Raw genomic sequence first — 22,438 nt, 5'->3', positions numbered from 1 at the left:
AATTTCCGAAGTCTTTGTTTCTGATTAAACGCACGCGTAGGTCCACTCTTAATTAAGGTTGCGCCCAACCCTAGTGCACAATCGCGCCTCCCGCCCGCCATCGGGCAATCAGCGGGTGATCGGCGACGGATCGGCACTCTATTAATGAAGGGCGACGGGGACGTGTCGTTGCGGGAGGCTACGCAGGGGAGAAATTCGTATACCATATCCGCACCTCACTTCGAACGATCGCCACCGTGACCCTACCTAAACTCAACGCGCCGGACCTGGGCAACACGCCTTCGACTTCGGAAATCATCACCCGGCACCTGCGCGACGCCATCGTCGCCGGGCATTTCGACGAGGACGAGCCGATCCGCCAGGACGACATCGCCCGCCAGTTCAATGTCAGCAAAATCCCCGTGCGCGAAGCCCTCAAACGCCTGGAGGCCGAAGGCCTGGTGATCTTCCAGCGCAACCGCGGGGCGATGGTCACGCGTATTTCCGAGCCGGAACTGGCGCAGATGTTCGAGGTGCGCATGCTGCTCGAAGACAAGGTGCTGCGCCTGGCCATCCCCAACATGACCGAAGAAACCTTTACCCGCGCCGAAAGCATCTGCCAGGAATTCATCGGCGAAAACGACGTGGGCCGCTGGGCCGAACTGAACTGGGAACTGCACGCCTGCCTCTACGAACCGGCGCAGCGGCCGTTTCTGGTGAGCCTGATCCGCTCGGTCAACGACAAGCTGGAGCGCTACCTGCGCATGCAAATGAGCCTCTCGGCGGGCAAGGAGCGGGCCGACCACGAACACCGCGACATCCTCGACGCCTGCCGCGCCAAGGACGTGGAACGCGCCGTGGCCCTGCTGGACGAACACATCGCCGGCGTCTGCGCCACCCTGCTCGAACACTTGCCCCGGGCCAACTGAAACACGCCTGCCATAGGCCGCCATCGCGAGCAGGGCTCGCTCCCACAGTTGAACTGTGGTGTGGGTGAGATTTTCATTTTTCCTCGGTGGGAGCGAGCCTGCTCGCGATGGCGGCATTGCATCTGCTAAAAGTGCATCGCCTGCCCCGGCCTCATCCCGGGCAAGCCCGCTCCCACAATGTGGGCGGGATTGATGGCAGGCGTTCATTTTTTCTCTGTGGGAGCGAGCCCCTGCTCGCGATAGAGCCTGAGGCGCGGTCGGCAGGCACGCCGCCACGCCCCATCACTGTGCCGATTTCGTCATCCGTCGCCACTAAATCCATCAAGCCGCCGCCCCCCGGCGCAGGCCACTCTGCAAGCCACTTACCTGAACGGACGTGGCCCCTTGATGAAACGCATCTCTGTGATCGACTCCCACACCGGCGGCGAGCCGACGCGCCTGGTGATCGACGGTTTTCCTGACCTGGGCAATGGCAGCATGGCCGAACGCCGCCAGTTGCTGAGCCAGCAGCACGACGCCTGGCGCGCCGCGTGCGTGCTCGAACCCCGGGGCAGCGATGTGCTGGTGGGCGCGCTGTTGTGCGCGCCCGTGGACCCCACGGCCTGTGCCGGAGTGATTTTTTTTAACAACACCGGCTACCTGGGCATGTGCGGCCACGGCACCATCGGCCTGGTGGCGTCCCTGGCCCATTTGGGCAAGATCGGCCCAGGCGTGCACCGCATCGAAACCCCGGTGGGCACGGTGGAGGCCACCCTGCACGGCGACCACTCGGTCAGCGTGCGTAACGTACCGGCTTATCGCTACCGCCAGGCCCTGGCCCTGGACGTGCCCGGCATCGGCGCCGTAGTCGGCGACGTGGCCTGGGGCGGCAACTGGTTCTTCCTGATAAGCGACCATGGGTTGGAGGTCAACGGGCGCAACCTCGACGCCCTCACCGCCTACACCTACGCCGTGCAGCAAGCCCTGGAGGCCCAGGGCATCCGTGGCGAAGACGGCGGTTTGATCGACCACATCGAGCTGTTCGCCGCCGACCCCCACGCCGACAGCCGCAACTTCGTCCTCTGCCCGGGCAAGGCCTACGACCGCTCGCCCTGCGGCACCGGCACCAGTGCCAAACTGGCGTGCCTGGCCGCCGACGGCAAGCTGCAAGCGGGGCAGATCTGGCGCCAGGCCAGTGTGATCGGCAGCGAGTTTGAAGGCTCCTTCGAGGTGGACGGCGAGCGCATCGTGCCGACCATCCGCGGCCGCGCCTACATCAGCGCCGAAGCCACCCTGCTGATCGACCAGGACGACCCGTTCGCCTGGGGCATCCGCCTATGAGTCCGGGCGCCGTGGCCGACGTCATCGTTATCGGCGCCGGCATCATTGGCGCCGCCTGCGCCCAGGGCCTGGCCCGGCGCGGCTTGCGTGTGCTGGTGCTGGACGCCGGCCTGCCCGGCGCCACCGCCGCCGGCATGGGCCACTTGCTGGTGCTGGACGACAACCCCGCCGAACTGGCCCTGAGCCAATACTCGTTGCGGCGCTGGCGCCACATCGCCCAGGACCTGCCCCAGGGCTGCGCCTACCGCAGCAACGGCACCCTGTGGCTGGCGGCCAACGCCGAAGAAATGGCCGTGGCCCACAGCAAACACCTGAACCTGCGCGACCACGGCGAAGCCTGCGAGTTGATCGGCCGCGCCGAACTGCGCAAGCGCGAGCCGGCCCTGCGCGAAGGCCTGGAGGGCGGGTTGTTGATCCACGGTGACGGCATCCTTTACGCCCCGGCCACCGCCCAGTGGATGCTCGACGAAGCCAACATCCGCCAGCGCCAGGCGCGGGTGGTGGAAGTGGACGGCAACCGCGTGTGCCTGGCCGACGGCACCTGGCTCGGCGCCGAGGCCGTGGTGCTGGCCAATGGCATTGCCGCCAACGCGCTGTGCCCGGAACTGCCCATCGAACCGAAAAAAGGCCACCTGCTGATTACCGACCGCTACCCCGGCACCGTCACCCACACCCTGGTGGAACTGGGCTACGTCACCAGCGCCCACAACGCCAGCGGGCCGTCCACCGCGTGCAACATCCAGCCGCGCCCCACCGGGCAACTGTTCATCGGCGCCTCGCGGCAGTTCGGCACCACCGACCCGCAAGTCGAAGGCTGGATGCTGGCCAAGATGCTCAAGCGCGCCACCGAGTACATGCCGGGCCTGGCCGACCTCAACGCCATCCGCGCCTGGACCGGGTTTCGCGCCGCCAGCCCCGACGGCATGCCCCTGGTGGGCCAGCACCCGCACCGCCCCGGCCTGTGGCTGGCGGTGGGCCATGAAGGCCTGGGCGTGACCACCGCCCCCGGCACCGCTGACCTGCTGGTGGCACAGCTGTTCAATGAGCCGCCACCGCTGCCACCGCACGCTTATTCGCCACAACGCTTTCTCGGAGAACCGCCCCATGCCTGACTTGACCCTCGACGGCCGTGCCCTGCACGTGGCCGCCGGCACCAGCGTGGCGGCGGCCCTGGCCCTGGGCGGCGACGGCAGCAGCCGCACTTCGGTCAGCGGCCAGCGCCGTGCGCCGCTGTGCGGCATGGGCGTGTGCCAGGAATGCCGCGTCACCATCGACGGCCAGCGCCGCTTGGCTTGCCAGACCCTGTGCCGTGACGGCATGCACGTGGAGACCCGGCCATGAACGCATTCGCCGACCTGCTGATTATCGGCGCCGGCCCCGCCGGCATGGCCGCCGCCCTCGCCGCCGCCCCCAGTGGTGCGCGCATCGTGGTGCTGGACGACAACCCATTGCCCGGCGGGCAAATCTGGCGCGACGGCCCCCAGGCCAGCCTGCCCGCCCAGGCCCGCGCGATGCGCGAGCGCATGGCCGCGTGCGCCAACATCCGCCACTGCCCGGCCACCCGGGTGATCGCCAGCGCCGGGGCCAAGGCTCTGCTGGTGGAAGACCCGGAGCGCGGTTGGACCCTGGCCTACGACAAATTGATCCTGTGCACCGGCGCCCGCGAACTCCTGCTGCCCTTCCCCGGCTGGACCCTGCCCGGGGTAACCGGCGCCGGCGGCCTGCAAGCGCTTATCAAGGGCGGCGTGCCGGTACACGGCGAGCGGTTGGTGATCGCCGGCAGCGGCCCGTTGCTACTGGCCAGCGCCGCCACCGCGCGGCACAACGGCGCCCAAGTGTTGCGCATCGCCGAGCAGGCCTCGCGGGCGGCCGTAGCCGGGTTCGCCGCGCAGTTGCCGCGCTGGCCGCGCAAATGGCTGCAATCGTTCGCCCTGTTCGACCGCCATTACCGCACCGCCAGCCACGTGGTCGCGGTGCTGGGCAGCCACCGCGTCGAAGGCGTGCGCCTGCACCAGCAGGGCAAAATCGTCGAAATCGAATGCGAGCGCCTCGCCTGCGGTTTTGGCCTGATCCCCAATACCCAGCTCGGCCAGGCCCTGGGCTATGCCCTCGACGGCCAGGCCCTGGCGGTGGACCCCTGGCAAGCGGCGAGCCTGGCCGACCATTACGCGGCCGGGGAATGCACCGGGTTCGGCGGCAGTGAACTGGCCCTGGTGGAAGGCCGCATCGCCGGGCTTGCGGCGGTGGGCGAGCAGGACGCGGCGCGGCGCCTGTGGCCGACCCGCGCCCGCTGGCAGGGCTTTGCCCGCGCCTTGCACCACGCCTTCGCCCTCGACCCGGCACTCAAGACCCTGGCCGCCGACGACACCCTGGTGTGCCGCTGCGAAGACGTGCCCTATGCCGCCCTCGCCCAGCACCGCCAATGGCGCGAGGCGAAACTGGCCACCCGCTGCGGCATGGGCGCGTGCCAGGGCCGGGTGTGCGGCGGTGCCACGGCGCACCTGTTCGGCTGGCAGGCCCCGGCGCCACGGCCACCGTTCAGCCCGGCGCGCATCCAAACCCTGCTGAGCCTCGACGACCAGCCGCCGGCATGAAACCAAGGCTTTGCGCGGCACCGGCGAGTCACTATGATCCGGCAGGTCCCCATCAGGCCTGCCACGCCATGTACGTCTCGCTCAACAGCCTCACGCCGTGCGACCTGCCCAGCCTGCTGCGCAGCCTGCAACCCATCGCGCCGCTGCTCGACACCCTCACGGACGTGGTGTTCTTCATCAAGGACGACCAGGCGCGCTACGCCTTCGTCAACCAAACCCTGGCCCGGCGCTGCGGCTTCAAACACCGCCATGAACTGCTGGGGCGCACCGCCGAAAGCGTCTTCCCCGAACGCTTCGGCCCGCTCTACACCGAGCAGGACCGCCGCGTGCTGGCCAGCGGCCGGGAACTGGCCGATCAACTGGAGCTGCACTTGTACTTCGGCAACCAACCGGTGTGGTGCCTGACCCACAAACTGGCCCTGCGCGACGAACAGGGGCGCATCGTCGGCCTGGCCGGGATCTCCCGCGACCTGCAATTGCCCCAGTCCAGCCACCCGGCGTTCCCCAAACTGGCGGCGGTGGACGCCCACATCCGCCAGCATTTCGCCCGCCCCGTGAGCCTGGCCGAACTGACTGCCCTGGCCGGGCTCTCGGTGGCGCAACTGGAGCGCCACTGCAAGCGGATCTTCCAGCTCACGCCCCGGCAGATGATCCACAAGGCGCGCCTGGAAGAAGCTTCGCGCCTGCTGCTGGAACACGAGCTGCCCATCACCGACATCGCCCTGCGCTGCGGCTACACCGACCACAGCGCCTTCAGCCGCCAATTCCGCGCCCTCACTGGGCTATCGCCGAGCCAGTACCGCGAGAGCCATCGCTGACACTGCGGGGCTTGCCCGCAATGGGGCCCATACCGCCGACAGATCATCACTGCCCAGAAGGCCGCCATCGCGAGCAAGGCTCGCGCCCACGAAAGTGGCCCCCAAAGCCCCACACACAACCCTGTGGGAGCGAGCCGGCTCGCGATGCGGCCGACATAGCCGCGCCAGAAATACCGCCGCCCAGGCCAGCCCACTTGCACAGAAGATCACGTACAGGCCCATGCCCCAGGTGTTCCTTTAAAGCGCGCCACAGTGGGGCGATGCTCCCTTATGTAACACCCGGTTTTACCCTACGCCCCACCCGCCTCCATTCCGCGCTTTGTAGCGCAGCCTTGTAGGACATACGCCATAAGGCCCAGTTAAAAATTACCGGCAAATATCAGAAACAGGCACGCGGATTGCTAAATAAATATCGTATACGAAATTCCCAATACGATAGCCAACAGCACTTTCCCCACCACGAGGCCTCTATGAAAAACCCCGCATTTGCCGTAGCCCTCAGCGCTGTTCTCAGTTCTTCCTTTATGGCCACCGCTCACGCCGACAAACTCGATGACATCATCGGTTCCGGCAAGCTGCGCTGTGCCGTGACCCTGGACTTCCCGCCCATGGGTTTTCGTGACGAGGCCAACAAACCCGCCGGTTTCGACGTGGACTACTGCAACGACCTGGCCAAGGTGCTGGGAGTGGACGCCGAGATCGTCGAGACGCCGTTCCCCGACCGCATCCCGGCGTTGGTGTCCGGCCGCGCCGATGTGATCGTCGCCTCCACCTCCGACACCCTGGAGCGGGCCAAGACCGTGGGCCTGACCGTGCCTTACTTCGCCTTCCAGATGGTGGTGCTGACCCGCGACAACACGGGCATCAACAGCTTCGCCGACATCAAGGGCAAACCCTTGGGCAACACCAGCGGCACCTATGAAGCCATCGCCCTGGAAAAAGACGTGAAGTCATGGGGCACCGGCAGTTTCCGCGCCTATCAGTCGCAGAACGACACCCTGCTGGCCGTGGCCCAAGGCCATATCGACGCCACCGTGGTCACCAACACCGTGGCCGCCGCCACCATCAAGTCGGGCAAGTACAAGGGCCTGAAAGTGGCCGGCAACGCGCCGTATGTGGTCGATTACGTGTCCCTGGGCGCCAAGCGCAACGAGTACGGCCTGCTCAACTACCTCAACCTGTTCGTCAACCAGCAAGTGCGCACCGGGCGCTACAACGAGTTGTTCGTCAAATGGGTCGGCACCGAGATCGCCCCCGCCGACCTGACCGTGCCGAAGGTTTACTACTGAGGTGTCGGCCATGCCTGGCAAACCCACTTCCCTGACCGGGCGTAGCCTGGTCGCGGGCGCCGCCCAAGGCGCCCTGCTGTTTGCCGATGTAGGCTTGAGTTTCTGGGGCGGTGTCGATTCGGCGAGCGGCGAGGTGATTGACCGTCACCACCCGCTCAGCGGCGCGCACCTGGCTGGCCGCGTGCTGGCCATCCCCAGCGGCCGCGGCTCCTGCACCGGCAGCAGTGTGATGATGGAACTCATCAGCAACGGCCACGCACCGGCAGCCCTGGTGCTGGCCGAGCCCGATGAGATCCTGACCCTGGGTGTGCTCGTGGCGCAGACCATTTTCCAGCGTTCCCTGCCGGTGCTATGCATCGGCCGGGAGGCGTTCGCCGCCTTGCGCGGCCACGCCTTTGCGCGGGTCGATGGCACGGCGCTGACGCTGTACGAGCAGCTCCCGGTCGAACCTTGGCAGGGTTCAGCGCCACTCACTGACACCACCCCGGGCGACACCGCCCTGGCCCTTACCAGCCTGGACCGCAGCCTGCTGGCGGGCGAGCACGGCAAAGCCGCGCAAGTGGCAATGCAGATCGTCTTGCGCATGGCCGCGCTGCAAGGCGCCACCGCCCTGGTGGACATCACCCAGGCCCATATCGACGGCTGCATCTACACCGGCCCGGCGAGCCTGCGGTTTGCCGAGCAACTGGTGCAATGGGGCGCGAAGGTGCGGGTGCCGACCACCCTCAATTCCATCTCCGTAGACCAGCGCCGCTGGCGGGAACTGGGCATCGACCCGGCCCTGGGCGTACCGGCCAGTGCGTTGGGCGATGCCTACATGGCGATGGGCGCGAGCCTGAGTTTCACCTGCGCGCCGTATTTACTCGACAGCGCGCCCAAGGCCGGCGAACAGATCGTCTGGGCCGAATCCAATGCGGTGGTGTACGCCAACAGCGTGCTCGGCGCGCGCACCCTCAAGTACCCGGACTACCTCGACATCTGCATCGCCCTCACCGGCCGCGCGCCGCTGATCGGCTGCCACCTGGAGGCCCGGCGCAAAGCCCAGTTGCTCATCGAGTTACCCCAGTTGGGCACCCTGGACGATGCCTTTTACCCGCTACTGGGCTACCACGTCGGCGCCCTTGCCGGCTCGCGCATTCCCCTGGTGCTGGGCCTGGCCGCCGCCCAGCCGTCGCTGGATGACCTCAAGGCCTTCGGCGCGGCGTTCGCCACCACCTCGGCGGCGCCGTTGTTCCATATCGCCGGGGTCACCCCCGAAGCCCTCGACCCGGCCGCCGTGCTGGACGCCGACCAACCCCTGGCGGTGGAACGCATTGCCCTCAAGGACCTGCTGCTCAGTTGGCGCGAACTCAACAGCGCCCGCGACAGCCAGGTGGATGTGGTGTCGTTGGGCAACCCGCACTTTTCCCTGAGCGAGTTCGCGGCCCTGGCGCGCCTGTGTAGCGGCCGCCGCTGCCACCCGGATGTGGTGCTGGCGATCACCTGCGGGCGCGCCGTGCTGGAGCAGGCCCGCGCCGCCGGGCACATCGCCGTGCTCGAAGGCTTTGGCGTGACCCTGGTCACCGACACGTGCTGGTGCATGCTCGGCGAGCCGGTGATTCCACCCGCCGCGCGCACGTTGATGACCAACTCGGGCAAGTACGCCCACTACGCCCCTGGCCTGGCCGGGCGCACGGTGCATTTCGCCAGCCTGGGCGAGTGCGTCGACGCGGCCTGCACGGCCCGGGCCAGCGGTCACCTGCCTGCCTGGCTGCAACCTGCCGCCCCTTTGGAGAGCCCCGCGCATGTTTGACTACACCTTCCAATGGCGCTCGGCCCTGCGTGCCCTGCCGGACATGCTGGCCGGCGCCTGGGTCACCTTCGAGACCGCCGCGCTGTCGATGATCTTCGGCGTGCTCATCGCCCTGGCCCTGACGGTCATGCGCGAAGCCCGCCACCCACTGTTGCGCGGCATCGGCAACGGCTGGGTGTCGATTGCCCGCAACACGCCGTCGTTGTTCCAGATCTATGTGCTGTATTTCGGCCTGGGTTCGTTGGGCCTGCACGTCAGTTCCTGGGTGGCCCTGCTGGCCGGTATCACCTTCAACAACGCCGGCTACCTGGCGGAAAACTTCCGTGGCGGCCTCAAGGCCGTACCCGGCACGCAGATCCGCGCCGCACGGTCGTTGGGCATGAGCGCGTTCCAGACCTACCGGATGATCGTCGTGCCGCAATTGCTGCGCATCGTCTTCTACCCGCTGACCAACCAAATGGTCTGGGCGGTGCTGATGACGTCGCTGGGGGTGATCGTGGGCCTGAACAACGACCTCACCGGCGTGACCCAGGACTACAACGTCAAGACGTTCCGCACCTTTGAATACTTCGCCCTCGCCGCGGTGCTGTATTACCTGATTGCCAAGTTGATCGTAGCGGTAGCCCGGCTGATGGCCTGGCGGCTGTTCCGTTACTGAGGACGCGCCTATGTTTTCCACCAGTTTTTCCTGGAATGACCTGCTGTTTTTGCTGGATGGCGCCTGGGTGACCCTGCAACTGACGTTCTGGGCGATCCTGCTCGGCTCGTTTGCCGGGTTGCTGTTTGGCCTGCTGCGCGCCCTGCTGCCCCGGGCCAGCCTGCCGCTGGCGTGGGTGCTGGACGTGTTCCGTAGCGTGCCGTTGCTGATCCAGTTCGTGCTGTTCAACTCGTTCAAGAGCATCGTGGGCCTGAACATCAGCGCCTTCAGCGTCGGCTGCATTGTGCTGGGGGTGTACGCCGCCGCGTACTTCACCGAAATCGTGCGCAGCGGCGTGCTCTCGGTACCGCCCACCGTGCGCCGGGCCAGCCGTTCCCTGGGCTTGAGCTATATGCAGGACCTGCGCTGGATCGTGCTGCCGATGGCTTCGCGCGTGGCCTTCCCCGGGTGGCTGAACCTGGTACTCAGCGTGATGAAAGACACCGCGCTGGTGATGTGGATCGGCATCGTCGAACTGCTGCGCGCCTCGCAAACCATCGTCACCCGCATTCAGGAACCCCTGCTGGTGCTGTGCATCGCGGGCCTTATCTACTACGTCATGAGCCTGGTGGTCGCTCGCCTGGGCGCTCGTCTGGAAAGAAGGTGGCAAGAAAATGATTGAGATCGACAACGTCTACAAATCCTTCGGCGACCTGGAAGTGGTCAAGGGTGTCAGCCTGACCGTGAACAAAGGTGAAGTGGTGTCGATCATCGGCGGCTCCGGCTCCGGCAAATCCACCCTGCTGATGTGCATCAACGGCCTGGAGCCAATCCAGAAAGGCAGCATCCGCGTCGACGGCATCGAGGTGCACAGCAAGGCCACGGACCTGAACCGCTTGCGCCAGAAGATCGGCATCGTGTTCCAGCAGTGGAACGCCTTCCCCCACCTGACGGTGATGGAAAACGTGATGCTGGCGCCGCGCAAGGTGCTGGGTAAAACCAAGCAAGAGGCCGAGGAACTGGCGGTCAAGCAACTGACCCACGTGGGCCTGGGCGACAAGCTCAAGACCTTCCCCGGCAAGCTGTCCGGCGGCCAACAGCAACGCATGGCGATTGCCCGTGCCTTGGCCATGTCGCCGGACTACATGCTGTTCGACGAAGCCACCTCGGCCCTGGACCCGCAACTGGTGGGCGAGGTACTGGACACCATGCGCATGCTCGCCGAGGACGGAATGACCATGGTGCTGGTGACCCACGAAATCCGCTTCGCCCGCGACGTGTCCGACCGCGTGGCGTTCTTTCGCAATGGCCTGGTGCACGAAATCGGCTCGCCGGACCAGGTCATCGGCAACCCGACGCAGCCGGAGACGGCGGCGTTTCTCAAGTCGGTGAAATAGCCGCGGGCGCCCTCGCGGGCAAGCCCGCTCCCACAGATTTTTGGATCCTTGTGGGAGCGGGCCTGCCCGCAATAGACCCCCCACCAACAACCAAGGAGCAAGCAGCCAATGCGCTCATCCAGAGTGGTACACGTGGTCAGCTGTCACGCCGAAGGGGAAGTCGGCGATGTGATTGTCGGCGGCATCGCGCCGCCGCCGGGGGCGACAGTGTGGGAGCAGTCGCGCTGGATCGCCCAGGACCAGACCCTGCGCAACTTCGTGCTCAACGAACCGCGCGGCGGGGTGTTCCGCCACGTCAACCTGCTGGTGCCGGCCAAAGACCCACGGGCGCAGATGGCGTGGATCATCATGGAACCGGCCGACACCCCGCCCATGTCTGGTTCCAATTCACTGTGCGTGGCCACCGTGCTGCTGGACAGCGGCATCCTGCCCATGACCGAGCCGCAGACGCGCCTGGTGCTCGAAGCCCCCGGCGGGCTGATCGAAGCCGTGGCCGAGTGCCGAGACGGCAAGGTGCAGCGGGTGGAGATCAAAAACGTGCCGTCCTTCGCTGACCGCCTCGACGCCTGGATCGAGGTCGAGGGCCTGGGCTCACTCCAGGTGGACACGGCCTACGGCGGCGACAGTTTCGTGATTGCCAACGCCCAAAGCCTGGGCTTCACCATTGCCCCGGACGAAGCGGCAGACCTGGTGGCCACGGGGCTGAAAATCACCCGCGCCGCCAACGAGCAATTGGGCTTCGTGCACCCGCTCAACCCCGAGTGGTCGCATATTTCCTTCTGCCAACTCGCCGCGCCCATCGTCCACGAAAACGGCATCGCCACCGGCCGCAACGCGGTGGTGATCCAACCCGGCAAGATCGACCGCTCCCCCACCGGCACCGGGTGTTCGGCGCGCATGGCGGTGATGCACGCCAAGGGCCAGATGCGGGTGGGTGAGCGTTTTATCGGCCGTTCGATCCTCGATTCCGAGTTCCATTGCCGCATCGATTCGGTCACCGAAGTGGCCGGGCGCACGGCGATCTACCCGTGTATTGCCGGGCGGGCGTGGATCACCGGCACCCACCAATTGCTGCTCGACCCTGACGACCCCTGGCCCCAGGGCTACCGACTGTCGGACACCTGGCCCGGCGCCTGAGCGTTAAACCGCTGTTTTTTATGAACAAATAAGCGACGCAAAAAATAACCCGAAAAAAGTCTTGGCCTAAGTTCAACGCATCAAATATCGTATACGAAATACAAAATAGACAACCGGAGGCAATTATGAGCAAGCGCGTAACCTGGAGTGGCGTGTTCCCCGCGGTGACCACTCAATTCAATGACGACTTCTCCATCAACCTGGAGAAAACCCACCAAGTGATCTCCAACGTGATCCGCGATGGCGTGTCGGGCCTGGTGGTGTGCGGTTCGGTGGGCGAGAACACCTCCCTGACCGCCGAAGAAAAAATCGCTGTGACCGAAGTCGCGGTCGATGCCTCCCGCGGCCGGGTGCCGGTGATCTGCGGCGTGGCCGAGTTCACCAGCGTGGCGGCGGCGAAAACCGCCAACGCGGTGCGCAAGGCCGGGGTCGATGGGGTGATGCTGATGCCGGCGCTGGTCTACGGTTCCAAGCCATTCGAGACCGCCGAGCACTACCGCTACGTGGCAAAAAACGCCGACGTACCGCTGATGGTCTACAACAACCCACCGATCTACAAAAACGACGTGACGCCGGACATCCTGATTTCCCTGTCCGACTGCGACAACGTGGTGTGCTTCAAGGATTCGTCCGGCGACACCCGCCGCTTCATCGACATCCGCAATGAAGTGGGCGACCGCTTCGTGCTGTTCGCCGGCCTCGACGACGTGGTCCTGGAAAGCATGGCAGTGGGCGCCGAGGGCTGGGTTTCGGGCATGTCCAACGTGTTCCCCAAAGAAGGCGAAACCATCTTCCGCCTGGCCAAGGCCGGGCGTTTCGCCGAAGCCATGCCGATCTACGAATGGCTGATGCCGATCCTGCACCTCGATGCCCGCGCCGACCTGGTGCAGTGCATCAAGCTGTGCGAAGCCATCGCCGGGCGCGGCAGCGCGCTGACCCGCCCGCCACGCCTGGCCCTGCCCAAAGAAGACCGTGAATACGTCGAGCAGATCATGGCCAAGGCCCTGGCCAACCGCCCGCACCTGCCGGACGTCGGTCTCTGAGTGATTCCCGGGCGGGCGCCGAGGCGAGGTATGACAAAGCCGCGCAAACTGCCCGCGCGGGGAACTCCCTCGCCTAAGAAAAACGGCAAACCACTGCCCCTCTCTGTGGCAGCGGGCTTACCCGCGATGAGGGCATCACCTTCAACATCATTGTTGGCGGATGTTCTGTCATCGCGGGCAAGCCCTCTCTTACAAGAGGCGGCGCAACCTCCATCTTCTCCAGAGGAAGTGTTCATGCCCCAGATCCTCGGCCACAACTACATCGGCGGCGCCCGCAGCGCCGCGGGTACCGTCACCCTGCACAGCCACGACGCCAGCACCGGCCAGGCCCTGCCCTATAGCTTCGTGCAAGCCACCGCCGCCGAAGTGGACGCCGCCGCCCAGGCTGCGGCCGCAGCCTACCCCGCGTTTCGCAACCTGCCCGCCAGCCGCCGGGCGCAGTTCCTCGACGCCATCGCCGCACAACTCGATGCCCTGGATGACGACTTCGTCGCCCTGGTCACCCGCGAAACCGCGCTGCCCAGCGCCCGTATCCAAGGCGAGCGCGGCCGCACCAGTGGGCAGATGCGCCTCTTCGCCCAGGTGCTGCGCCGCGGTGATTTCTACGGCGCGCGCATCGACTGCGCCCTGCCCGAGCGCCAACCCCTGCCCCGCGCCGACCTGCGCCAGTACCGCATCGGCGTGGGCCCGGTGGCCGTGTTCGGCGCCAGCAACTTCCCCTTGGCGTTCTCCACCGCGGGTGGTGATACCGCTGCCGCGCTGGCGGCCGGTTGCCCGGTGGTGTTCAAGGCCCACAGCGGCCACATGGCCACTGCCGAGCGCGTGGCCGATGCGATCCTGCGCGCCGCCGAACAAACCGGCATGCCCAAGGGTGTGTTCAACATGATCTACGGAGCCGGCGTGGGCGAAACCCTGGTCAAGCACCCGGCCATCCAGGCCGTGGGTTTTACCGGCTCGCTCAAGGGCGGCCGTGCCCTGTGCGACATGGCCGCCGCCCGGCCGCAACCGATCCCGGTGTTCGCCGAAATGAGCAGCATCAACCCGGTGCTGGTGCTGCCCGAGGCGCTACAGGTGCGCGGCGAACAGATCGCCCGTGAACTGGTGGCGTCGGTGGTCCAGGGCTGCGGCCAGTTCTGCACCAACCCTGGGCTGGTGATCGGCCTGCGCTCGCCCCAATTCAGCGCATTCACTGCCCAACTCAGCACCCTGATGGCCGCCCAACCGGGGCAAACCATGCTCAACGCCGGCACCCGCGCCAGCTATGAAAAAGGCGTGCGAGCGTTACTCGAACACCCCGGCATCCGCCACCTGGCGGGCCAGGAACACAGCAGCAATCAGGCGCAACCGCAATTGTTCCAGGCCGACTTCAGCCTGCTGCTTGAGGGCGATCCGCTGTTGCAGGAAGAAGTCTTCGGCCCGACCACGATAGTGGTGGAAGTGGCGGACAGCGCCGAACTGCACGCCGCCCTCGCCAGCTTGCACGGCCAACTCACCGCCACCCTGATCGGCGAACCCCACGACCTGGAAACCCACGCCGGCCTGCTGGTGTTGCTGGAGCAAAAGGTCGGCCGGGTGCTGTTCAACGGTTACCCGACCGGCGTGCAAGTGTGCGACGCCATGGTCCACGGCGGCCCGTACCCCGCCACCTCCGACGCCCGCGGCACATCGGTCGGCACCCTGGCCATCGACCGCTTCCTGCGCCCGGTGTGCTACCAGAACTGCCCGGACAGCCTGCTGCCCCAGGCCCTGCAAAACGCCAATCCGTTGGGGATTGAGCGGTTGGTTGACGGGGTCAGTGGGCGACACGCGTTGTAGCCGTCCCTGCGGCCTCTGTGGGAGCAAGCGCTGCTCGCTCCCACAGAGGCACAGCCCTGGCTCAGGCCAGCAAGGCCTTGAGGTCGTTGTACAACGCCTGCGGGATCTGCACTCCCTCTACCTCGCTGCGCAGCCGCGCCTCATAGCGCCGTTGCGACGGCAAGCGCGCGCCCTGCCCCTGAATGCTCTCGAACACCCCCTCAGCCCGGGCCAGGTGCTGCTCGGCGGCGTCCCCCAAAAAGCGCTTGGGGTCCAGGGCAATCAACAGCTCGCCATGATAAGGCGAGGATTTGCTGCCCGCGTCATAAGCCAGGGACTCGGCGCTGGTCAGGTCACCGATCAAGGGCCCGGCGATCAACTCCACCATCGCCGCCAGGGCCGAGCCCTTGTGCCCGCCGAAGGTCAGCATCGCGCCGTGGTCGAGCACTACGTTAGGGTCGGTGCTCGGCTGGCCCTGGGCGTCTACGCCCCAGCCTTCGGGGATGGCTTTGCCGGTGCGACGGTGCAGCTCAATGTCGCCCCGGGCAATGGCGCTGGTGGCGAAATCAAAGACAAAGGGGTTCTTGCCGGCGCGCGGCCAACCGAAAGCGATGGGGTTGGTGCCAAATACCGGTTGGCTGCCGCCCGCCGGTGCCACCCAGGCGTGGCTGGGGGTGAAGGCCAGGGCCACGAGGCCCGCATCGGTCAACTGCTCGATCTCCACCCACAATGCGGAAAAGTGCACACAGCGGTTGATCGCCAGAGCCGCAATGCCAGTGGCCTGGGTTTTCTCCTTGAGCAGCGGCAACCCAGCCTTGAACGCCAATTGGGAAAACCCACCCGCCGCATCGACCCGCACGATCGACGGTGCCTGGTCGACGACTTGCGGCTCGGCGTTGGCCGCCACCTTACCCGCGCGCAGGGAATTGACGCAGCCCAGCACGCGGTACAAGCCATGGGAGGCGCAACCATCACGCTCCCCGGCGACCACCGTGTCCGTCACGGCCTGGGCCTGGGCCGCACTGAAACCGTTATGTAACAGGATCGATTCGGCCAGCTCGCGGGCCTCGATCAGGGTCAATCGGATCATAAATCAACTCCTTGGACAGACCGTCCAGCCTGCCCCATGCCAGGAGGCGCGGCTTGATCGCTTTAGCCCCTTGGGATGACGAACTCGGCACAGCCCAACGGATGTACAAAACCGACCAGCCCGCTTGCTACACGCCTCACGCAGCACAGGCCGCTGTCATGGTTTGCCAAGTGGCCTCGTCGGCGGGAATCAGGTGTTCGATACGTAAGGAGGCGACCGTGATGTCCTGGGGCATGCCGAACGTGGTGAAGGTCGAGAGGAAACGCAGCTCGCCTTGGAGTGAACGCAAGCGCGTGAGCAGCAACGGGCTGATCGCGCCATCGGCCATCGCAGCCATGTCACCGGGCGTCGGCAACGTCGCCAACAGGCTGGCCAACCCGGCGTCTTGCAACGCCTCGCGGGAGGCGCGCTGCCAAGCTACCGCGCGGATTTCCTCGGGGTTGACCAGGTAATCCCCCAGCCCCCCGGGCGCCAGCAGCGTGTGCAGCAGGTTAAAGCCGCCCCCGGCCGAATCCACCGGCAACCCCATCAAAGCAAACAGCGCCGCGGTCGCCGTATTGGCGGCCAGCACCTGCCAGCCACTGTCGATGACAATCGCCGGCGCCGGATTGTTCGCCTTGAGCACATGACCAATGGCACTGCGCACCAGCGCCATCGACGGGTCACTCAGGGGCAACGCCGCATAACGCGGCGCATGGCCAGCCGCCAGAAACCCTGCATTACGCTCCGCCAGCGGCGTATCCAGGGCTGTGAACAGCGCATGCAGCGTCGCCGGCGCGGGACGGGCGCGGCCGGTTTCTATGCAGCTCAAATAGCGCTGGGAAATGCCTGATTGCAGGGCCAGGTCCAATTGGCTCAGGCGGGCGCGTAGGCGCAAGCGGCGTAACTGGGCCCCCACTGACGTGGGTAAGGCGTGTGAAATGCTTGTGTTTTCAGTCATGGACCAACCTCGGCAATTGCTTGTAGGGCTGGCGCCGACCTACCAGGCCAGAGCCAGCCCAATGGGTGGGCAACGCGCCGTAGGAAGTAGGGCTCGTGGGCAGGCGGAGGTCGCTCCCTTTCAGCCCCTTGAGGTATACGACACTTGCATCGCCCCTGAAGCCCCCGTACCCTTCGCGCCGCGATGCATCCTACAAGCATGCGGGAATTATTCTGATCAGATTTACCGTGATATCGATTAAACGTGGGGCAATGTGAAGGTGGTCGTCCGGCCTATTCGATGCTGCGTGTGCACCTGATGCAGAACTGGATCGGCTACAGCGACCTTGCGATGGAAGATGCGTTGTATGAGACGACCATTCTGCGTCCATTTTCCGGTCCGACCCTGGAGCGTGTCCCGGATGAAGCCACCACTCTTAACTTCCGACACCTATTGGGAAAACATGAGTTGGCCAGCGGGATTCTTGGTGTGATTAATAGCTATCTGGGCGACCGTTGTGTATCGCTGAGTCAAGGCACCATAGTCGATACCATATTGATTCAGGCGCCTGGTTCGACCATGAACAAGGATGGCAAGCGCGGCCCAGAAATGCATCAGACCAAGAAAAGTAACCCTTATTATTTAGGCGCCAAAGCCCATATCGGCGCCAACGACGAGTCAGGCTTGGTGCACAGTGTGATGGTCACGGCGGCCCATGTTGTCGACGTCACACAGGTCAAAAAACTACTGCATGGCGAGGAAAAGATGATGTGCCTCGGTGCGAGTTATGTCGGTGTCGAAAAAAGCGAAGAACACGCGGGACGTGGGGTCATTTGGCAGATTACAGCCCGACGCGGCCCTTACAAAAAACACAGAAAATGCTGCGTCTTGTACAAGGCGATACGCAAGATCGAGAAGGCCAAGGGCCAAGTTCGGGCCAAGGTCGAGCATCCACTTCGGGTAATCAAACGTCAGTTTGACTATGAAAAAGTGCGCTTTCGGGGTTTGACCAAGAACAGCGCACAAATGGTGACGTTATTCACCCTGCCGAACCTGTGGATGGCGCGCCGATATTTGTGGGCGAAGGCAGGAGAGGTGCACATGTGATGCAGGAAATGATCGCTGCAACGTTTTTTGCAGCGGCCGAAAGAGCTGGAAAACGAAGAGGATTGAGCAAATTTCGACGTGCGTCGTTTTTTTGAAAAGTGCTGACGACTCGATAGCGGGAAAAAATCCAGCTATTTCAGAGCATCATTAGCTGACATGCAGGAGCATCAGGGTGTTATATAACATTTTAAATACCGAACAACATAATAACCTCACCATGGAAGACGTTTCACTCTGCATAGACAGCCCTTCCTTAGGAATCTCACCAAACAAAAACACCACTATCTTCAGCGGATGGTTTTTATCCACTACACAAGAAAAAAACTTACAAATAGAGTGCATTCAGGGCCAATTTAAAAACAAAGGGATTCCAAATCGCGCCCGAAAAGACGTAGCAGAACACTTCCTAAACAGTAGAAAGATTAACGTAAGTGAAATATGCGGCTTTTCATTTGAAATCACGGGCGAGGCGGTCATAAACTTTATTGTGGATGACTCAGTATTTTCAAGCGTAACACTCAGCCTTGAAAGCCATGAATATCCTCATGACTTTGAACTTTGGAAAGGGATGCATACTCTGGAGTCTAGACACACCGCAAACGAGGCCAAACTGTTAGCACACAAGATTATTGACTATTATCCGCACAACAAACTAGCAACAAAAGTTGAGTCGCTAGATCATTTTTTCGATGAAGATCTTGAATGCAGGAGCCGAATAAAAGAGTTCATCAAATCATCTTCAACTAAAGATTTTTTGATAAGCGCCGTCAGCATGGCCTTAGAAAAAAACAGAATAACAATAAAATCTTTATACTCCAATGGACATGCTTACTGCAATGATTCTTACTACGCCCCCCCATTCAACTATCTTAAATTTGTAGACGAATCCACTGGCGATTTTTTTTACATAGTTCAGCATTTTTCTGTATTCGACGCTCTTTACGCACCTAAATATGATTTCATTTTTGCAAAACCAACTACCACACCAACAAAGCATGCTCGCGATATCATAATCGCTTCCGGCATACTTTCTAGCAGAAATTCGGCAGGGGGATTTAATGGCTTGGCCTGCATTCATTCACGGCCCTATCATTTCCTATACGACATATCATACGGCTTATGGATTCTTTACAACTCCCAGGCGTTATCAAAAATAACCAACATCCTACTTGACAAATCACAGGCATATTACTCAGTCCGCAATTTATTCGGCCTGGAGACCACGGAAAAAATCCTTACTACCGAAGAGTGTATCTACGAATTAAATGCGCCTGGTTTCAGCATTTTCCCGGGCTTCACAGATTTTAACTTTAAAGATGAAAGCACTCTAAAAGAATATAATGCCTTAGACAACCTATTAATTACAAAATGCAAAAACACTAGAAATCGCGCCACTTCATTAATAGAACACGCTAGCCGAATGAGCCCTATATTTTGGTTCGGGATAACCAGCCAAAAAAGGAAACTAACAAATCAGATCAAAGAAATCAGCGATGCGATATCAGGGATTTTGAAGCGCTACCCCAAGGCCACATTTTTTATTGACGGATGGACCTCACCTATCAAACCTAGCGACTATGATTTGAAGGAGATCTCTAGTGATGAAACTGTTTTTTCGGAGATCGTGGAAGCAGTGCCAGACGACACACCTATATTTTCCATCATAGGCTTTACATCCGAAGAAAAAATTGCACTCGGATCAATCGTAGACTTTTTCATTTCAAACAACAGTACGGGCTCTATGCATATTGATCGAATATGTGGAAAACCCGGGCTTACGCACACGTCTAATGCTTGGACTGATGATATGGATACGGCCATCCACAAAAAATCGAAGCGAATCAACCGAGACCACATACACGATTTATCGAATGACCAATCAAAAATCGACCAAATAGATTATTATACTGACAGCGGCACTCTATTAAGAGAGATATTAGCATCTCTAGACGAATACAACCTTAAATAAACTCTGGAAAAACCCTAATTTAGCAGTGCGAGCTTTTTGATGATGAACTGATGACCTTTGTGATGCCGAGTACACTGGCAAACGTAAGCAGACCTTAAAGGAATTGTTCCTAAACAAGATGGATCAAGTATCACCCTGGAAGGGTTTGATTGCCCTGATCGAACCGCATTATCCAAAAGGCGAACCATCCTGCGTCCGTTTTTCGGTCCGACCCTGGAGCGTGTCCCGGATGAAGCCACCACTCTTAACTTCCGACACCTATTGGGAAAACATGAGTTGGCCAGCGGGATTCTTGGTGTGATTAATAGCTATCTGGGCGACCGTTGTGTATCGCTGAGTCAAGGCACCATAGTCGATACCATATTGATTCAGGCGCCTGGTTCGACCATGAACAAGGATGGCAAGCGCGGCCCAGAAATGCATCAGACCAAGAAAAGTAACCCTTATTATTTAGGCGCCAAAGCCCATATCGGCGCCAACGACGAGTCAGGCTTGGTGCACAGTGTGATGGTCACGGCGGCCCATGTTGTCGACGTCACACAGGTCAAAAAACTACTGCATGGCGAGGAAAAGATGATGTGCCTCGGTGCGAGTTATGTCGGTGTCGAAAAAAGCGAAGAACACGCGGGACGTGGGGTCATTTGGCAGATTACAGCCCGACGCGGCCCTTACAAAAAACACAGAAAATGCTACGTCTTGTACAAGGCGATACGCAAGATCGAGAAGGCCAAGGGCCAAGTTCGGGCCAAGGTCGAGCATCCATTTCGGGTAATCAAACGTCAGTTTGACTATGAAAAAGTGCGCTTTCGGGGTTTGACCAAGAACAGCGCACAAATGGTGACGTTATTCACCCTGCCGAACCTGTGGATGGCGCGCCGATATTTGTGGGCGAAGGCAGGAGAGGTGCACATGTGATGCAGGAAATGATCGCTGCAACGTTTTTTGCAGCGGCCGAAAGAGCTGGAAAACGAAGAGGATTGAGCAAATTTCGACGTGCGTCGTTTTTTTGAAAAGTGCTGACGACTCGATAGCGGGAAAAAATCCAGCTATTTCAGAGCATCCTTAGTGAAATGGTGCATAGCTCTGGCTCAAAACCTATACAATCGTAAACGAGGGCAACATGCTACCATCCGCCCGCAGCGCAATGAGCAATAACATAAAGGAGTATTTTTTGCTAGACCTACCGATTCAGTCAGCAGGCATCAAGGCGTAACCATCATGCGCCAGGACTCTGTCAGTGAACCGGACCGTTGCCGGAAAACCATTTTTACCTCGTTGATATGCCTGCGAACGCAGGCCTCAGAATCGGCGAAAAGCGTAAATCAATGTCCAGCGCGGACTACTACCACCCTCCCGCACCCGAGCAGCTTTTCGCATATGAAAAGCCGCCAATCGCGAACATCGGCATCGCCACACCTCTGGATAACTTCGGTCTTTGAATTCGCCCCACAACACTACAAAGGAACGTCAGGCACATGCGCCTAGAACATGCACGACACAGCATTTTAAAAGATAAATTCTGGAATTCGACATTTCTAGGTTACATCTTAATTGGTTTACCCATTCTTAGTTTGGTCGTAAACGCCATTACTTGGTTGAAATATGGCTTGAATCTCCCCTATGCAGATGACTGGCGGCAATACGCCGATGGAGGAATGGGACGGCTTGACCTGCCATACTTGATGACGTCAGCCAACGATACACTTTCACCGGTGGGGCTGTCCCTTGACTCGCTTGCAGTGAGATATCTGAGTGGCAACGGGATCGCCTACCAGTTCCTCTCCATGGTGTTGGTACTCGGCTCACTGACCTACCTTCAATGGCGTCTTATCTGCTTTTGCACTGATAACAAGATCATCAGGGCCCTGAGTTTCAGCCTGACCCTCTTGATGTTGCAGCCAGATAATTACTGGGGCTTGCAGAATCTCGCCTACCATCAGGCGATCCCTCTGGTTTGCTTGCTCGGTGTGTTGTTCGTTACTTTTTCGAAGACATGGGCGCGGGGTTGGGTAATACCAACCCTGTTCATCCTTGCACTGATTTCCGGGTTCTCTTACACCAGCGGAGCCTTCGCGATGCTGGGTACCAGCTTGGTCGCGATCGCGATGCAGTTCTTCGTGATTGCCGCTGATGATAAAAGCAGAATCCGGACTACTGGCTGGACGTTACTGCTGCCATCGCTGATAGCAACCGCCGCTCAAGTATGGGTTATTGTCGGCGTTCAACATGGCATACATAAAAAATCGGTCCCTATGGCATTTCCTTGGGAATCGGATTTTTGGCTCTACATCATGGGGAAAATCGCACGTTCTCTGATGCTCCCCATCAACCAGCCGGTGTTGGCTTTTTCGATAACCATATTGTTGGTCGCCGCTATTTTTTGCGCACTGGGCTATATTGCTTTTCAGATATACAAAAACAAACTTGACCCACAACAAACCCGCTTCAGTTTTATTTTCGCTTCACTGTTATGTTCCATTCTCTTGTACCTTTTCCTCCCTGAATTCATAGAATAAGCGCAACGCTTGAAACGAGAGGCAGAGAGCCAGCCACCGGTAGAATCCAGGCTCTCACACCGAAGGATTCAAGCGCAGATGACTACGCATTACCGGCAGCTGACTCAG

The 22,438-nt window shown here is 61.4% G+C and carries 18 protein-coding genes and 2 pseudogenes; 18 read left to right on the top strand and 2 right to left on the bottom strand.

The genetic code is table 11. From position 1 onward, the window contains the following. The first annotated feature begins 236 nt into the window (after nucleotides 1–236). From AC19YT_RS17845 to AC19YT_RS17780, 14 genes are all read left to right on the top strand, one after another. On the top strand, nucleotides 237–908 hold the full coding sequence (locus AC19YT_RS17845) for a GntR family transcriptional regulator (RefSeq protein WP_095110035.1): 672 nt from the start codon (nucleotides 237–239) through the stop codon (nucleotides 906–908). Between the two features lie 387 nt (nucleotides 909–1,295). After that, the gene (locus AC19YT_RS17840) at nucleotides 1,296–2,228 is read left to right on the top strand and encodes a 4-hydroxyproline epimerase (protein ID WP_500610735.1); all 933 of its coding nucleotides are present in this window, start codon (nucleotides 1,296–1,298) and stop codon (nucleotides 2,226–2,228) included. Further along, nucleotides 2,225–3,340, top strand: coding sequence for an NAD(P)/FAD-dependent oxidoreductase (locus tag AC19YT_RS17835; RefSeq protein WP_500610734.1), 1,116 nt, complete (start codon nucleotides 2,225–2,227; stop codon nucleotides 3,338–3,340). The genes AC19YT_RS17840 and AC19YT_RS17835 overlap by 4 nt, the downstream gene beginning before the upstream one ends. Next, nucleotides 3,333–3,569, top strand: coding sequence for a (2Fe-2S)-binding protein (locus tag AC19YT_RS17830; RefSeq protein WP_095110040.1), 237 nt, complete (start codon nucleotides 3,333–3,335; stop codon nucleotides 3,567–3,569). Before AC19YT_RS17835 ends, AC19YT_RS17830 begins: the two co-directional genes overlap by 8 nt. Next, complete coding sequence (locus AC19YT_RS17825) at nucleotides 3,566–4,822, top strand: FAD-dependent oxidoreductase (RefSeq protein ID WP_500610733.1); 1,257 nt, start codon at nucleotides 3,566–3,568, stop codon at nucleotides 4,820–4,822. The genes AC19YT_RS17830 and AC19YT_RS17825 overlap by 4 nt, the downstream gene beginning before the upstream one ends. A gap of 68 nt (nucleotides 4,823–4,890) precedes the next feature. Continuing rightward, nucleotides 4,891–5,640 (top strand): AraC family transcriptional regulator, encoded by a 750-nt coding sequence (locus tag AC19YT_RS17820; RefSeq protein WP_095110043.1) that lies wholly within the window; start codon nucleotides 4,891–4,893, stop codon nucleotides 5,638–5,640. A 470-nt stretch (nucleotides 5,641–6,110) separates the two neighbouring features. Beyond that, nucleotides 6,111–6,929 (top strand): ABC transporter substrate-binding protein, encoded by an 819-nt coding sequence (locus AC19YT_RS17815; protein ID WP_095110045.1) that lies wholly within the window; start codon nucleotides 6,111–6,113, stop codon nucleotides 6,927–6,929. A gap of 10 nt (nucleotides 6,930–6,939) precedes the next feature. Then, nucleotides 6,940–8,721 carry a cis-3-hydroxy-L-proline dehydratase gene (gene lhpI, locus AC19YT_RS17810; RefSeq protein WP_500610732.1) on the top strand — a complete coding sequence of 594 codons (1,782 nt, stop codon included), beginning with the start codon at nucleotides 6,940–6,942 and terminating at the stop codon, nucleotides 8,719–8,721. Beyond that, nucleotides 8,714–9,379: an amino acid ABC transporter permease gene (locus AC19YT_RS17805; protein WP_095110048.1), complete on the top strand. Its 666-nt coding sequence runs from the start codon at nucleotides 8,714–8,716 to the stop codon at nucleotides 9,377–9,379. Before lhpI ends, AC19YT_RS17805 begins: the two co-directional genes overlap by 8 nt. A gap of 10 nt (nucleotides 9,380–9,389) precedes the next feature. Beyond that, a complete protein-coding gene (locus AC19YT_RS17800) occupies nucleotides 9,390–10,040 on the top strand; it encodes an amino acid ABC transporter permease (protein ID WP_095110049.1) in 651 nt (216 codons plus the stop codon). Then, nucleotides 10,033–10,755, top strand: a complete 723-nt coding sequence (locus AC19YT_RS17795) for an amino acid ABC transporter ATP-binding protein (RefSeq protein WP_095110051.1) — start codon at nucleotides 10,033–10,035, stop codon at nucleotides 10,753–10,755. Before AC19YT_RS17800 ends, AC19YT_RS17795 begins: the two co-directional genes overlap by 8 nt. 108 nt (nucleotides 10,756–10,863) lie before the next feature. After that, nucleotides 10,864–11,892, top strand: coding sequence for a trans-3-hydroxy-L-proline dehydratase (locus AC19YT_RS17790; protein ID WP_500610731.1), 1,029 nt, complete (start codon nucleotides 10,864–10,866; stop codon nucleotides 11,890–11,892). 125 nt (nucleotides 11,893–12,017) lie between these two features. After that, nucleotides 12,018–12,935, top strand: a complete 918-nt coding sequence (locus AC19YT_RS17785; RefSeq protein ID WP_095110055.1) for a dihydrodipicolinate synthase family protein — start codon at nucleotides 12,018–12,020, stop codon at nucleotides 12,933–12,935. A gap of 234 nt (nucleotides 12,936–13,169) precedes the next feature. After that, nucleotides 13,170–14,750: an aldehyde dehydrogenase (NADP(+)) gene (locus AC19YT_RS17780; RefSeq protein ID WP_095110057.1), complete on the top strand. Its 1,581-nt coding sequence runs from the start codon at nucleotides 13,170–13,172 to the stop codon at nucleotides 14,748–14,750. 61 nt (nucleotides 14,751–14,811) lie between these two features. On the opposite strand, the gene AC19YT_RS17775 is transcribed toward AC19YT_RS17780, so the two are convergent. Both AC19YT_RS17775 and AC19YT_RS17770 read right to left on the bottom strand, forming a co-directional pair. After that, a complete protein-coding gene (locus AC19YT_RS17775) occupies nucleotides 14,812–15,819 on the bottom strand; it encodes an Ldh family oxidoreductase (protein WP_500610730.1) in 1,008 nt (335 codons plus the stop codon). Between the two features lie 136 nt (nucleotides 15,820–15,955). Then, the gene (locus AC19YT_RS17770; protein ID WP_500610729.1) at nucleotides 15,956–16,759 is read right to left on the bottom strand and encodes a helix-turn-helix domain-containing protein; all 804 of its coding nucleotides are present in this window, start codon (nucleotides 16,757–16,759) and stop codon (nucleotides 15,956–15,958) included. A 255-nt stretch (nucleotides 16,760–17,014) separates the two neighbouring features. Between AC19YT_RS17770 and AC19YT_RS17765 the strand changes: the two are divergent. From AC19YT_RS17765 to AC19YT_RS17750, 4 genes and pseudogenes are all read left to right on the top strand, one after another. Next, nucleotides 17,015–17,845: pseudogene (locus tag AC19YT_RS17765) on the top strand (IS5 family transposase); the annotation flags it as partial. A gap of 172 nt (nucleotides 17,846–18,017) precedes the next feature. Next, nucleotides 18,018–19,814 (top strand): hypothetical protein, encoded by a 1,797-nt coding sequence (locus AC19YT_RS17760; protein WP_500610728.1) that lies wholly within the window; start codon nucleotides 18,018–18,020, stop codon nucleotides 19,812–19,814. A 103-nt stretch (nucleotides 19,815–19,917) separates the two neighbouring features. Beyond that, nucleotides 19,918–20,729 (top strand): annotated as a pseudogene (locus tag AC19YT_RS17755) (IS5 family transposase). Nucleotides 20,730–21,289: 560 nt separating this feature from the next. Then, nucleotides 21,290–22,330: a hypothetical protein gene (locus AC19YT_RS17750; protein WP_500610727.1), complete on the top strand. Its 1,041-nt coding sequence runs from the start codon at nucleotides 21,290–21,292 to the stop codon at nucleotides 22,328–22,330. The last annotated feature ends 108 nt before the right edge of the window (nucleotides 22,331–22,438 follow it).

The sequence above is a fragment of the Pseudomonas sp. MF08875 genome (genome assembly GCF_059862525.1).
Note: the sequence above shows the minus strand (reverse complement) of the source record. Positions and strands in the feature narration are given on the sequence as shown.

Excerpts from the sequence above, each read along its gene's own strand:
- AC19YT_RS17840 (WP_500610735.1), top strand. The coding sequence starts at position 1,296 with ATGAAACGCATCTCTGTGATCGACTCCCACACCGGCGGCGAGCCGACG.
- AC19YT_RS17835 (WP_500610734.1), top strand. The coding sequence starts at position 2,225 with ATGAGTCCGGGCGCCGTGGCCGACGTCATCGTTATCGGCGCCGGCATC.
- AC19YT_RS17830 (WP_095110040.1), top strand. The coding sequence starts at position 3,333 with ATGCCTGACTTGACCCTCGACGGCCGTGCCCTGCACGTGGCCGCCGGC.
- AC19YT_RS17825 (WP_500610733.1), top strand. The coding sequence starts at position 3,566 with ATGAACGCATTCGCCGACCTGCTGATTATCGGCGCCGGCCCCGCCGGC.
- AC19YT_RS17820 (WP_095110043.1), top strand. The coding sequence starts at position 4,891 with ATGTACGTCTCGCTCAACAGCCTCACGCCGTGCGACCTGCCCAGCCTG.
- AC19YT_RS17815 (WP_095110045.1), top strand. The coding sequence starts at position 6,111 with ATGAAAAACCCCGCATTTGCCGTAGCCCTCAGCGCTGTTCTCAGTTCT.
- lhpI (WP_500610732.1), top strand. The coding sequence starts at position 6,940 with ATGCCTGGCAAACCCACTTCCCTGACCGGGCGTAGCCTGGTCGCGGGC.
- AC19YT_RS17805 (WP_095110048.1), top strand. The coding sequence starts at position 8,714 with ATGTTTGACTACACCTTCCAATGGCGCTCGGCCCTGCGTGCCCTGCCG.
- AC19YT_RS17800 (WP_095110049.1), top strand. The coding sequence starts at position 9,390 with ATGTTTTCCACCAGTTTTTCCTGGAATGACCTGCTGTTTTTGCTGGAT.
- AC19YT_RS17795 (WP_095110051.1), top strand. The coding sequence starts at position 10,033 with ATGATTGAGATCGACAACGTCTACAAATCCTTCGGCGACCTGGAAGTG.
- AC19YT_RS17790 (WP_500610731.1), top strand. The coding sequence starts at position 10,864 with ATGCGCTCATCCAGAGTGGTACACGTGGTCAGCTGTCACGCCGAAGGG.
- AC19YT_RS17785 (WP_095110055.1), top strand. The coding sequence starts at position 12,018 with ATGAGCAAGCGCGTAACCTGGAGTGGCGTGTTCCCCGCGGTGACCACT.
- AC19YT_RS17780 (WP_095110057.1), top strand. The coding sequence starts at position 13,170 with ATGCCCCAGATCCTCGGCCACAACTACATCGGCGGCGCCCGCAGCGCC.
- AC19YT_RS17775 (WP_500610730.1), bottom strand. The coding sequence starts at position 15,819 with ATGATCCGATTGACCCTGATCGAGGCCCGCGAGCTGGCCGAATCGATC.
- AC19YT_RS17770 (WP_500610729.1), bottom strand. The coding sequence starts at position 16,759 with ATGACTGAAAACACAAGCATTTCACACGCCTTACCCACGTCAGTGGGG.
- AC19YT_RS17750 (WP_500610727.1), top strand. The coding sequence starts at position 21,290 with ATGCGCCTAGAACATGCACGACACAGCATTTTAAAAGATAAATTCTGG.